Raw genomic sequence first — 14,145 nt, 5'->3', positions numbered from 1 at the left:
AAGTCTATTCTTTTCCAGTGTTCTTTCTCTATTAAATAGTGATGGAAAAACGGTGCTGCCTTTTCTGGAGTAATAGGATCATATCAATGCTCCGGCCATCTTTTCACTTTCATCTAACTCGTCTGCCCATGCCAGGAAACCGTGATAAGATTTGAATTCGTGCTTATACTGAACAGAGTCAGCATCACCTTTTAGATGAAGTTCCAAATAAGTGGGTCTTCTGCCTAATTCGAGTTTTAATTTCTGGTATTCTTGAAGAAGCTTTTCCTTACGCGGGTAGGATAATACTCAATTCTCTGAAGTCTCTTCTATATAACAACTTGATAAAAATTTCGTATCCATCATTATGTTTACAACTTATTTATATTTCTTTAAACTTAAAGCAAGTATAAAAGAAAATATATAAATTGGAGGACAAAAGTGAAAAAAGCAATCAAGGTTGTAGCAGCGATCATTGAAAATGATGAAAATGAAATTTTATGTGCCTTAAGGTCCCCAGAAATGAGTATTCCAAATATGTGGGAGTTTCCTGGCGGTAAGGTAGAGAAAGGTGAAGACCTTTACGAAGCGTTAAAAAGAGAAATTAAAGAAGAAATGAATTGCGTCATACATACAGAAGGAATATTTAATGATCATACACATGAATACGATAATTTCACTATTAATTTAATTGCAATAAAAGCAAAATTAATTGAAGGAACACCAACTGCAACTGAGCATTCTAAGCTTGTCTGGTTTAAACGAGAAAATCTAAAATCTCTAGTTTGGGCACCAGCAGATATACCCGCGGTTGAACAATTGATCCAAGAAAAAAATAGTCTTCTCATCTAAGAAGACTATTTTCACCTTATTCAGCAGTAAGGTATTTATACATATTATATTCAACTGGGGTTTCCATGATCATATTCATATTGACTATTGGTTTTTCCCCATTGTCAGTATTAATGGTTGTTTGTGTGACAGTGTCAATAATAGGTGAAGCTTTTCCGAGATAGTATGAATCTGTACCTTCATCATCGTCTTTTTTTATAAAGATATGAATTTCAATACCTCGTTCCTCAGCATGAATAATCGGCTGCAATTCTTTCGATTCAATCACGCGGCTATTTCTAGAAAACCACAGTAGTGTCTCTTGATTAATGAGAGCATCTTCGTAGGCAATGCTCGCCTCAACTGATTCATCTTTATGGTAAGTGATAAAGATAGGGCAAGTACCGTGCTTTGTTTTATACCCATACATAGTTCCTTTTTCATCATTCTCCCAATTTAATAGCCTACACACGTCTTTTTTCGAGTATTTTTCGTACAGCTTTAATGGCTCATTACTAATGTATCTTTTACTAATCTCGAACGCAGTATCACAAATATCACGTAAATGTAATTCAAATTCCTTATTGTTAATAATGGAATTGTTTGTTTTTTCTCCGAATTTATAGCTTCCGTTTTCCAATACAATAATTTCTTCTTCACCATATTTAGCTTGGTCCGTTTTTGTAAAAAAGGATAAGTTAAATATACGCTCAACGGATTTTAAAGTATTTTCGTCAACATAGCAGTTATTCTCTTTTAAGACATTCAGGTAGTCTTGAACGGTTATTTCCCCATTTAATAATATTTCTTTTAACAAGATAATCTCATGGAGTCTTTTGCCATTCATCACTTCGATTGACAGCATACTAATCACTTTTAATTCGTATTCAGAAAAACTTGTAGAAATCTTATCTACTATCTTTAAAAATTTAGGGTAAGTTGCATATTCATTAATAATTACATTTGGATCGATTGAGTTATAGGTTCTATAATCAACTAATTTTGGAACGCGGCCAATCTTATTCTTTAATTCTAAATAAGCATCCTTTAATAACCTTTTTGTCTGGGATCCCATATCATTAATTGCATCAAAAATTCTTTTCCTTGCTACCTCTTCAAAGTTAACCGTTGAAACTCCCTTAATAAAACTGGTATTTTTAGTATATCTGCGTGTTGTATCTTCATTTACAGATTTATCACCTGAGAGAGCAATAGGTATTAAAAAGTTACTTTTATAGTTACCAATAAAATCAATGATAGTAACAAACTCTTTAGTATCGTGTTTGCGTAATCCCCTACCTAATTGCTGAATAAAAATTATACTTGATTTCGTTTGTCTTAGCATCACGACTTGATTTATACTCGGAATATCAATTCCCTCATTGAATATATCGACAGTAAGAATATAATCGATTGTGCCAGCTTCTAATTGATTTACCCTCCCTTCTCTCTCTTCCTGGGAATCCTCTCCTGTCAATACGACGGTATTGAAGCCTTTTTCATTTAGCAAGAGGGATAATTCTTTTGCTTCATCCTTACGACTACAAAACATTAGCCCTCTGACCTTTTCTCCAGAAGCACCATAATAATTAATTTTATCAATAATATGCTTAACTCGTTCTTCTGTTACCAATTCACTCAATTTTGAAGCATCATCAATTAATTTCCCATCATACTCAAAGTCAGTTACACCAAAGTAATGGAAGGGACAAAGCATATCTTCTTCAAGTGCCTCCTGTAAACGAATCTCATATGCAATGTTATAATCAAATAGCTCAAAGATGTTAAAATGATCTGTTCGTTCCGGAGTTGCAGTCATTCCCATCATAAATTGAGGAGTAAAGTACTCCATAACTTTTTGGTAAGAGCCTGCTCCCGCTTTATGTACCTCATCTATTAAAATATATTCAAAGTGATCTTTAGCAAACGAAGACAAGTGCTCTTCTTTAGAGATTGATTGTATTGTAGCAAATAAATATCTAGCATTCTTTTGACGAGTCGTACCAGAAAGAATACCAAAGTCTTCTTCAAGACCACCAAGGATCCTTCTAAAGTCTTCCTTTGCTTTATTTAATATTTGTTCACGATGGACGATAAAAAGCATTCGTTTAGGAGTAAACCTCCGTACATCAAATGCAGACAAATATGTTTTACCTGTACCAGTTGCAGATATAATTAATCCTTTTTGCTTGCCTTCCCCTCTTAAAGCTTGAATTTGTTCCAAGGCAGCTTGCTGCATTTTATTTGGAATGATTTTAAGTGCATCCTCAATCGCATTGCCAGCATATTGAGAAGAAGCTTCTCCAATTCGATCAATAATCTTACTGTTTACCAAAGGCGTATACAATTCCTCATAGCGATTAATCCAATTCTCAGTGAGCGGTGATGCCTTTCCCCAGACATCCTCAAATTGCTGCTGAAAATGGTGAATGAATTCTCCATTTTCATGTGAGGTCAGCTTTACATTCCATTCGTAATTCACCTTTAATGCATTAGAAGTTAAGTTAGAACTTCCTACTATTAAAGAAAAATGGGTTTTTTGTTTAAAGATATATCCCTTTGAATGGAAACCTTTTATATCCGTTAATCTAACCTCTACATTTTCAATCTTCATTAATTCCCTAAAAACTTTAGGATGATTAAAGCTTAGAAAAGTAGATGTCAAAATACGCCCTCCAATCCCTTTTTGCCTAAGATCCCATAAATAGGACTTTAAAGTTGCTAACCCACTTTCTGTAATAAAAGCAACAGAAAAAATAAATGATTCACATTGCTCTAGCTCTTCGTGTATCGAATTTAATACATACTCATTTTTATTACTATTATTCACTAGTAATTTAGGAGGATACTTACCCTTGATTATCCTATCTTGATCAATAAATCCTTTATACAAGGAATCTTCTAAACTTTTGATGAAAGTTGACATGTTAGTTATTCCCTCCTGTATATCATTACCATTATTGTAAGGCATTTAGATGATATTGAGTAGGAGGGAGTAATTTCATATAAGAAAATCTTGACAAAATACCACACACTATATTGTTGCGGGTGGTATTTAATTGTAGATTATTAATTTTTCTATTTGAAATAAGCTCATGCAATTGCATTTAAATTATTTAAACTGGCTAAAATGATCCTTCTGATACCGGTGGTTGGAATCGTTTTAATGATCTAAATATAATATATGTAAAATTTTATAAGAGTAAACAAATTTTTCATGCAAATTACAATGGCAGAAGCCTATAAGGAACAAGCAGCGAATAAAGAATTTCAAAAATAACTTTCAAGATCGATTTAGTTTACTTGTCGATTTAGAACATGCCCGCAGAAAGAGTAATAAGCTTCAACGCCTAATCAAGACTGCGACTTTTCTTAACTCCAATGCTTGTATTGAAGACCTAGAATATCATGAGGATCGAAGACTAAACAAAGAGTTGATTTTGAAGTTTGCTAGTTGTACTTATATTCTGGATAGTCACAACATTATATTAAAAGGACCTACTGGTTCAGAAAAGTCATTCTTAGCTACTGCCTTCGGAGTATCTGCTTGTCGGCAGTTTTTAACGTTAAATATATTCGGTTACCAGAATTACTGAATGAGCTGTCACTCGCTAAATTAGCAGCAGACGGAAGTTATCGGAAGAGCATAAAAAAATATACGAAAGTAGACCTCCTTATCCTAGATGAGTGGCTATTAACAGATTTAACAACGGATGAAGCAGCAATCCTCTTGGAAATTACAGAAGCTCGTCATAAGGTGGGGTCCACTATATTCTGTTCACAGATTGATCCTAGTGGATGGCATTTAAAGCTAGGAAATGAAACGATTGCGGAAGCAATCTTAGATCGTATTATTCATGACTCCTATCAAATTCTACTAGATGGAGAAGTTTCTATGCGTGAGCGTCATGGGTTAGGCAGGTAACCTTAATATGGCCACATTAACCCCTAAAGAGATTCAGAAGATTGAAGAATACTATTATTGGGTGGGTTACAAAACCTGGATTCCTTTCCCAAAGGAACTAAATGAAAGGCTTTTAAAGGTATACGGCGAGGAACCTGTTCCTTATAGCTGGACTGAGCAAGATATATTTGAAGGGACTAGAAAGATAATCTTCGATTACTTCAGTAATCACTCTAAGTAGTTAGTTAATAATAAAAGCCCTATCAGATTACTAGAATGTTAATCTGTAGGGCTTTTTTATCCATTGGTAAACGTGTTAGCGTAGCGTGGTAAATTCCTTGGCGGAAGGATGGTAAAAAAGATGGCAAGGGTGGTAAAATCTCTTGGCTGTAATCATCATTTAATAAATCCATATCTTCATTATTTCTCCTATCTATTTGAATAACCAAAAACTATTGATACTGTTCAGCGTAGTTATTTAAAAGGCAAAAAAAGCATCAGTAGACAAATTTACTGATGCCTTTTTATAGCATATGGATCTAGTGGTGTTTATCTTAAACTCATAATAAGGATTACCTTACTGTATAATACGCGGTTTTTAATTAATAATAATGCTCAATTTCTGCTTAAGTATAATTTCGTCAATCTAAATAATATTCTCCCTAAGAATATAACTTACTGTAGAACCCTTTTCTATAAGGAAATTTAGTATAACTAAAATTTTCTGTTTTAATCGCTTGTTCTTCTTAATCTTTTCTCGTTCTTCATAGACATACTTTCTCACCAAGTTTTCTAAATAGTAAACGGTGTTCGCCTCAAGCTTTAAAGTGTAATACTCTGAATGCCTCGATAAAATATTAGATATCCATATTACTCCATCAGCAACAAACGGACTCCCGTATCATTCAACAGTTTAGAGATTGAATATAAAACCGCAGGATGTTGACCTATCTGCTCAGATACATCCTTTATCAATCTCATATTAGTTGATTTTAATGAATTCCATTCTTTAGTAGAATCGTTCCATCTTGTTTGTGCAAATAGGTAACTTTTAATAATTTTGTCTACATACCAGCTTCCATAATTAGTTACTTCAACTATTTTATCTTTGAATTGATTCCATACTAACCAAAAATTATTATAACTTTGTATTCTATCTTCAGCATAAATAAATTCTTGTAACATCTCTGCTATTGGTTCTGATGAGTTGAAGTTATCGATAAAGGGTTGGATCAATAGTGGTACTTCACTCCTTTCAGAATTTAGAACAAGATAAGCATATTTTTTCAAAAATTCATTACGTACCATGTAATCTACTTTATCAACATCTCTACCTTGCGTTAGCTCTCTTGCAAACACAGCAATTATCTCATGTGTAATGGCAATATGTTCTGTATGCTCTAATTTACTAGGCATGATTTTAAGAGCATTGGATAATATAGACAAATCAAGCTCTTGAATATTGCCTAAATCCGAAATTGAAAACTCATTAGCAACCATCTTTTTCAGACTCATCTCGTTTGCAGCTAAAAATCTGTTTAACAACTCTCCTAAATCAGCTTCGTAAACCCCATTTTCAAAGTTCTCTCTTCGAATTTCACTTATTAACTCATTATATTTGTGCTTTAATACTAGATAACCCAATAGCAATGAATGAGCATCCTCAAATTCTTTTTCCCACATTTTATGAATCGCAATCATAGAAAAAACGTTGAATCTTTCAGATGATATAATTCCTCCAACAGATTCATCCTTAAGTAGTATAAGTAAAAGCACTTGTTTTATTGTTTCTTTTTCTTTAGGATATAATCTCATCAGTTTTGGTAATGAAGCAATCGCTTCCTGTACACCATCCCCTATTTGATAGATATAATTTGGCTTCACGCACGAATTCACTTTTGCAATTATAACGTCCTTACAAAACTCTTTATCTTCATCATTCAATTTATCGATATAATGCTCAACTAATATCACACATACACATGATGGTATTTGGTAATTAAATAAATAGAATTTCTCATTTTCAGCGCGTGTTACCTGAGGTAAATCTGGATTGTAACACTCATTAAGTCTTTCTAATATTTCTTTAGCTTCACCTAATGCAATTAGGGGATTACTATCATACTTCTCATATTCCTTAGATTTTTCATCATTTTTAAATTTGAAATCAGCCCATAACTTTAAAGGAATATACTTCGTATGTTCGTTGTATTCTCTTTGATTTTCCTCTCTAAACTTATCTATTTCTGGTTCTATCTCAGGTTCAAACTGTATCAATATGCCACCATCAGTTTCTTCAGTACTAATATTCATTTTTCGCCTATCCATTCTAGCTAAAAACAATCTCCAGGTCTTATCTCTTTCGTTCTGCTCTGAGTCTGGTGGTAGTTTTTTATAGTGATCATCTAGAATACCCCATAGAATTTCTTGACGTTTCTTCGCCTCATCTTCTTCTGATTCTTGCATTGCAAAAACTTGATGGTTTAAGCAGAGGCTTTCTAAACTCCATTTCCGATGCTTATCTTCACACGTTTTCAATCTCTCATTATCATAAAAACTACTTTTGCTAATACCCCAATTTCCCCCTATTGAATATAGTGTCTTAGCACCTTGTTCAGAAGCCAATCTATGAGTATCATGAATGATGAATTCTTTAGTTCCAAATAATATTTTTGCAGTGTCAAATGTTTTTTCTGGATTTGCTAATACAACACTTGTAACTACTGATGAAATTGAGGCACTTTCAGAAGTTTCCAGTAAATAATTCAACCAACTGACCAACACTTCGTTTTTCATTCTCTCTGCTATTTCTAGAAGAAACTTTTCTAAAGCCATATGAACAGATTGCAACAAGTTAGGACTTACTGGAGAACTCGTCCCTCTGTAAATCTCCCACAAACACTGACTAATGTACTGCTTTTTCTGACTTTTATCACTTAATTTAACTTCAACTTCAGTTATCGTATCAAGTCTAGTAGCCAGATTTGAAGACACATACTTCTTTACAGATTTATTTGTAAAACTTACTATGAAGTCCATAGTTGCTTTGGGTTTAATCTGGAGCAGCCAATAAATAGGAGTTTGAAAAGCACTAGCAGGATGATAATCTGTATAATCTTTTTCAATACCAAAATCATGTTCGACATCATCTCTCCAGCTCGAAAACAATTGGTTTTCTTTTGGTGTATAAGTCCAATAAAAATCAGCTAATTCTAAAATTTCATCAGGTAATACTTTACAGACAGGTAAACCATCAAGCTTTGTCAAAATAAACTTAGATAAATCATAATAAGGGTCTCTGTGATTTTTCCATTCATTGCTTAGTATTTCCGTTATGATATCCTTCAATTCGTTTTTCAACTCATATGAGCCATTAATAATTGTCTTAAGAATAGTTTCTAGAGTATCATCCCGAGAATAGTAAGCATCTCTATGAATAGTATTTTGATAAAACTTCAGAGCAATTAGACCAGCACATCTAGTAGTATTTCCCCTTTTGATTTTGTCATTCCAATCATTAATTATAGGCAAAATAAAATTAATATTTTCAATTCCGATTATTTCTATGTTCTCGTAAGCAAACTCGATTAATGCCTCCCAGCCGATTCCCTTTGGCTTTGTTAGAATGTGTTCCAGAGTAAAGATATTTATATCTTTTATGCCTAATTGTGAGAAGAATTCATCATCTACCTCTTTACATGCAATTCGTAAGATGAAAGTTAGCCTTTTCAGTAGCCTACAATCATCTAACAATAGTTCATTCTTAAAAACTTTGAAATAAGTTCTTGAATAATCTGAAAGTAAAACTGATGCAAATAACTCATCTTTCCAAAAGGATTCAACCTCATCATTTTTAATAGTTTCTTCAATGAATTCTACAATCTCATAGTCTTCAAGTAATAATTTCTCTGACATCCAGTTTCGTAGACACCTTCTTATTGGTAGCGATTCGCCAATTGAAGCAAAAAATCCATGTTCATCAGACCTATTAGCGAACTCTTTATTAATAATTTTCTCTAATGCCCATTCTTCATAAATATCATGAGATATGAAATAGCCCATGTCCTCATAGCCTATCATTCCATCTTGCATTAATTCATCACATTGACTACCTAACTCAGCTTTTACATCAACAAAAAATTGACCTGTATTCGCCCTTTGAGATGCAATTTTTAAGAAACATTTTTCTCTTTCAGGCTTACTTTTTTTTATTCTTTTCTCCCACAATTTTGACTTAAATTCAACATAATCAATTTCATCAATATCTTTGTAGAATTTCAAATATTCATTTAAATAGAAAGGATTCCTTATCAATTCTAATAATTTCTTATCCTTAGGTAGAGTAAAAGAATTTTCACTAGCTATAGTGGTTAATTCATGCTGTTCCAAAGGGCGTATCCCAATATTTAAAGGAGCAATTTTATAAATTTCGAAAAACTGATAGTTAAGATCTTTAAGATAGGCATCTCTAGTCGTAAAAATTACTTTCCAGTTATCTTCAACGATTGCTGATAATAACTCTTTAAAAGGGTCAGTATTCCTTAAATCTAATAATTTTTCCGCAGAATCAATTACTATTGTCTTGTGCTCTAAGTCTTTATGAACACCAAGAAAATCACTCATACTGAAATCACCAAACATATCATTAATATTTCTAAGCTCAAACTCTGTTGCCTTAAAGATATAGAATGGTTCACCTTCTGCATAACGTTCATACATTTTTTTTACTAAGACAGTTTTTCCAACCCCGCCAACACCACTGATAATACATACTTGATTAGAACCGACGATAAGTTGATTCAATTCATGCTCTTTTTCAATTTCAAATTTTTTATCGTTGAAAGAGATGTCCGTGCTTATGTATTTCAATAGATTATCACTATGTTCTCGCATTTCTTCTAATATTGTGAATATGCTTTTTTCAAACGTAAAAAAGTGCTTCGAAATAATATCATTTTTTACTGTAACAAATTCAGATTCAAAAAAACTTGCTAAATTCCACTCCAACCTAACATCTAATTCTTTTGCTAGTTTTTCAATATCTTTTAGCCCTTGAGGCATCTGTCCCTTGTTTTGTCCCCACTCCTGATTTGAGTAGATATGCAATCTATTCACATTTGGATAATCTCTCTTTAATTTATTTAATGTATCCTCTAAATCATTTTTATGATTAGAAAGTGGAGTTTCATAGAACTTTGCTTGCCACGCAACTACATCATCATTAACTTCAATAGGATTTGTTTCTATTGCTGACTGATTCTTATATCTAAATATTCCATAGTCCTTATTAAATTGCTTACAGAACAGCAAGTAACAAAGCCATTCAAAATTATTCTGAGGGTTATCGCTAAATTTTGCTTTGAATACATCCCAATTTGGTTTTATCATACATACCACCCCTTCTATATTTTCTCTAATAACAAAACCGCCGTTTCAATTGAACCATCAAGTTAAAAATTGCACTCTCAATAGCTAATTTTTTATTATTTGAATGGTATCCAGAACTAACTATACTATCTCCATTTATATCAATGTTCTCTTGGAAAGAAGCAAAAGCTTGTATACCTGTATCAATATGAAAAATTTCAACATAATAATTTTTTCCATTTTTAGTATAATTACTAATTATTTCAGCGGAGTTTACATTTATCATTTTTACCACTCTTCCTTAGGATCGCAGTATTTGTGAATATAAATAGTTTATCAACCATTTTAACTTTCAATTTCTTTTAAACTGTTTGAATACTTAAACAAATTCTACTCAATTCAATAGTATTGATTCTTACTGATAACTCCATATTCCCTATAATCTAACAACATAAATTCTCTACCATTCTTAGGATTTTAACTTACAATTTCTTTCAACCTTGTATGAATGCTTAACCAATCGCGGTTCAAATCAACAGTATTGATCTTTACTGAAAACTCTTTAATTCTATAAGCTAACATCAATTCCTTGCCAGTTTTGGGATAAAGGAGCATGCCCGTTATTTCTTTCCCTTCCGACTTCTTATGATTACTTAAATAAGCAAACAGCTGATACAAATTTCCGCTTATCAATTTCTGCGAGCCAAAATTTTGGGTAAAAGTATGCTGATAATACTTCGTATCCATAATAATCTTCCGGTCATTACTCTCAAGAGAAATATCCGTTTGCATTATAGGAAGGTAACTAGTCTCTTCCCCCTCAGCATCCCAATAAATATTTTCACGATACACCCTATATTCTGGCATTTCCTTTTTGTAAAAGTTACGCACAAATTCTTCAAATAAACGAGCCATAGCCTTTGGATCCCTTTCAAAATCAGCAAATTGGAATTCTACATTGTCCTCGTTTAATAGCAATGATTCATAAAGAAAACGGCAGATGTCTAGTACAAAACGATAGTGCTGGTTACTTCTATGCAATTTAATCTCCTGAAAGATTCTCAGATTTAACTTAATGACTGCAACCTCAGCAAAGTATGGATACAGCTGCTGAATCTCTTCTTTTAAAAGTTTATCTAGCTCCTGGTTTTGCAGTAAGGAGAATAAAGTTGACTTAATAACCTAATTATGAACAATACCATGGTTCATTTCTTCAAACTCACAGTGCATTTTGCCTTTTTTAAAAGAAAACGTATTGATTGAATCCTGAAAGAGGATCCTCCCTTTTAATGTTCCTGTTTCCTTCTGATAGGATTTATATTCCCGGTAAAAGCCCCGCTTGATGAGTGAGCGGAGCTTTACAAGGAGAATTCTTGTTAAAAGGTGCTTAATGTCCTTCTCATCTTCACGGGCTACATCGGCCATGTCTTTCTCCGCAAGATGCCCCCATGCATAACAAAGCATATAGTATAGGTTTTTAATTGGTATTTTAGAGTCTGTCAAGGAGTTCATTGACTTTGTCCTCCTGATCAAACCAGTATTCCCTTAAAAGTGGAGCGATTTCCAGACGAATGATTCGCTCATACCATTTTTGTTCATCATCTACCTGTTCTGTTGTTGGACAGAAATAGCTATGACCGATTTCATAACCTTTACCTAGATTAATCATGTCATTTGTAATTGCCTGATTGATGTCCATAATGCCGGCAATAAGCTTGTCAATAAATCCCTGGCTAATTCCCTTGTTGATTAAATAATCATGAAATTGCTCTGTATGGAAAGCTGGTTCTAAATTGATAAAGGAAAATCTTCTCCTTAATGCATAATCAACCAAAGCTAAAGATCTGTCCGCAGTGTTCATGGTTCCAATGAGGTAAAGGTTTTTAGGAATGTAGAAGGTTTCTTCTCCCTCGCTGTATGCAAGCTTAACCGCGAATTTATTACCTCGTTTGTCTGCCTCGATTAACATCATGAGCTCACCAAAGATTTTGGATAGATTCCCCCTGTTAATTTCATCAATAATCATATAGTAATTGTTATCCTGATCTTCTATCGCTTTCTTACAGAATGAATAGAAAATACCATCTTTAAGAGTAAAATGCCCTTGCGTATTAGGCTTATATCCACGAATGAAGTCTTCATATGAATAGGATTGGTGGAACTGCAGCATTTCCACTTTGCTGTCATCTTTTGTTCCCATATGAAGATAAGCAAGGCGCTTGGCTACAAATGTTTTTCCAACACCTGGTGGGCCTTGTAGGATAATGTTCTTTTTATAATCCAATGTTTCAAGGATATCCTCCACTTTATCTTGTGTCATGAATACCTCACTGAGAAGCTGTTCATGTGTGTAAGGAATCGTTTCCTTTTCACTTTCCTTTACTGATGAGGAATTATCCTCTGAGGTTGGATATACCGTTTTTCCTTCTTTACCAATAGAAGCAAGCAATCTTTCCAAGTACTCATCATATGGTGTGATGTTTGTTAAGGTTTTATTATGAAGTGTTTCTACATCCCACTCTCCTAGTGATATCCACTCAACTTTCCTTAATGATTTGAAAGATTCTCTTGCAGGATCAAATTTGTATTCCGATACAATTTTACCGTAACCTATAAGCTTGTGTGTCCCTCGTTTAATAAGTACATAATCACCTACACTTATTTCGTTGGCAAACTGATAGTTAGCGAGTGCATCATTACTTGGGTTATAGTCAACTTCATAGAGCTCCTTTAAAGCCTCCATTATTTCTCGTTTGCTTCCATAAGCTTTTAAATCACCTAATTCATCCCACCCAATTGCAATATGCTCATTTTCCTTGAAATCCCCCCACATGAAGTTTCCTTCTCCAGCAGCCAAAAGCCAGTACTGAGGAATCGTTTCTTCTTCTGCAATAACAGTTTCTTTCTTGCCAAAATTCTCAAAAAGATAGCTGAAAAATTGATCTATTTCATAGAAAATTGGAAGGCTGGTTTGTTTGCCAACTACCTCCAAGTACTTTTCCACTATTCCATTTTCCTTTAGGCATTCCTGAAATTTGATGAACTTTTCCCCAAATGTATCTCCTCGTGCATATCCAGGAGTTAGTTCGAGTATATTTTCTGCCGCTACTCGGTCTCTCTGGTTATAAAAGCAAAATTCTTCCGGAAAAATATTTCCTATAAGCTCACTGACCACGCTATACCCAAAGCCAAATAGCTTATAATCTTCATGATGGACAAATTGATCCATTCTTCTTTTAAGCGGTTCTGTTCCATGAATTAAATAGTTAAAACTTTTGCGGTAATGTTCAATGGATGCATTAGGATTTCCTAGAGCTCTTTTTTTAGCGAGTGCCATCCTGAAAGAATTGATGTGCTCACCAAGCTCCTGCACATCCTCCCATTCCATTGTGTTTAAATGGTCTTTTTGCTTGAAATGACTGAAAAATTGATAACTTTCTTGTAAGTAATCCGTGTTGTTTTCAAACCAATTTTCAGCATGATCTTTAAAGAAATGAAGATATTTTTCAACAATTGACATATTTAGTTTTTCAGCCAATTTCTCTGGTGATTCCCATAGCTGGTATAGGCGTTCAAATTCTTCATCCGTTAGTCTGTAGTTCGTGTTTTGCGGCATTCTAAAGATCATTAAATTCGTGATTTCAGGAAGTTCTTTTAATTCATGACGTAATAGCATACCAGTATCAGGAGCCAGTCGCTTCTCAAGAATTCTCAGATCAACCTTATCGTTTTCATCATCTTCGTATGGCTCGGATACAATTTCACAAAAGGCAATAACACCTCCCGTGTTTTTATTGCCACCATCCGATCTCCAAATGAACACCTTATCCCCAACTTGTACCTCATCCAAAAATTGCTTTTGCCGTATATTCCAATCGACGATTTCATTATTTTCTATATATGTATCAACATCAAATTGTTTCGGATTGCCTTGAAAAATCCAGTTCCCCATTTGCCAGTACCTCCTCGAAAAATATTAACATAGCTTCTTATGGTAATAGTATACCAGTTAACCCCTTTCAAAAATTAAGAGGGGTAAAAAAGCTACCCCCTTATATAGAAAG

General features: G+C 33.6%; 6 protein-coding genes and 3 pseudogenes. 3 read left to right on the top strand and 6 right to left on the bottom strand.

Features of this window, described 5'->3' with window-relative positions:
- Window positions 1-78 precede the first annotated feature (78 nt).
- A pseudogene (locus DFO72_RS29900) lies at window positions 79-213 on the bottom strand (hypothetical protein); the annotation flags it as partial.
- A gap of 207 nt (window positions 214-420) precedes the next feature.
- Between DFO72_RS29900 and DFO72_RS10490 the strand changes: the two are divergent.
- Window positions 421-831 (top strand): (deoxy)nucleoside triphosphate pyrophosphohydrolase, encoded by a 411-nt coding sequence (locus DFO72_RS10490; protein ID WP_113881642.1) that lies wholly within the window; start codon window positions 421-423, stop codon window positions 829-831.
- Between the two features lie 16 nt (window positions 832-847).
- Here the strand turns inward: DFO72_RS10490 and DFO72_RS10485 are convergent, their stop codons facing one another.
- Complete coding sequence (locus DFO72_RS10485) at window positions 848-3,736, bottom strand: DUF3427 domain-containing protein (protein WP_113881641.1); 2,889 nt, start codon at window positions 3,734-3,736, stop codon at window positions 848-850.
- A 291-nt stretch (window positions 3,737-4,027) separates the two neighbouring features.
- On the opposite strand from DFO72_RS10485, the pseudogene DFO72_RS10480 reads away from it, so the two are divergent.
- Together DFO72_RS10480 and DFO72_RS10475 are read left to right on the top strand one after the other, a co-directional pair.
- Window positions 4,028-4,735: pseudogene (locus DFO72_RS10480) on the top strand (ATP-binding protein).
- Window positions 4,736-4,742: 7 nt separating this feature from the next.
- Window positions 4,743-4,955 (top strand): hypothetical protein, encoded by a 213-nt coding sequence (locus DFO72_RS10475; RefSeq protein WP_113881640.1) that lies wholly within the window; start codon window positions 4,743-4,745, stop codon window positions 4,953-4,955.
- 629 nt (window positions 4,956-5,584) lie between these two features.
- On the opposite strand, the gene avs4 is transcribed toward DFO72_RS10475, so the two are convergent.
- From avs4 to DFO72_RS10455, 4 genes and pseudogenes are all read right to left on the bottom strand, one after another.
- Window positions 5,585-10,102 (bottom strand): AVAST type 4 anti-phage nuclease Avs4, encoded by a 4,518-nt coding sequence (gene avs4 / locus DFO72_RS10470; RefSeq protein WP_113881639.1) that lies wholly within the window; start codon window positions 10,100-10,102, stop codon window positions 5,585-5,587.
- A 25-nt stretch (window positions 10,103-10,127) separates the two neighbouring features.
- Window positions 10,128-10,367 (bottom strand): hypothetical protein, encoded by a 240-nt coding sequence (locus DFO72_RS10465; protein WP_113881638.1) that lies wholly within the window; start codon window positions 10,365-10,367, stop codon window positions 10,128-10,130.
- 191 nt (window positions 10,368-10,558) lie between these two features.
- A pseudogene (locus DFO72_RS10460) lies at window positions 10,559-11,593 on the bottom strand (5-methylcytosine restriction system specificity protein McrC).
- Window positions 11,571-14,033 carry an AAA family ATPase gene (locus DFO72_RS10455; RefSeq protein WP_113881637.1) on the bottom strand — a complete coding sequence of 821 codons (2,463 nt, stop codon included), beginning with the start codon at window positions 14,031-14,033 and terminating at the stop codon, window positions 11,571-11,573. Before DFO72_RS10455 ends, DFO72_RS10460 begins: the two are co-directional and overlap by 23 nt.
- Window positions 14,034-14,145 lie beyond the last annotated feature (112 nt).

Origin of the sequence: Cytobacillus oceanisediminis, from assembly GCF_004366035.1 — a bacterium.
In the GTDB taxonomy this organism is placed as follows: domain Bacteria; phylum Bacillota; class Bacilli; order Bacillales; family Cytobacillaceae; genus Cytobacillus; species Cytobacillus oceanisediminis_C.
This window is presented reverse-complemented; position numbering and strand designations above follow the sequence as displayed.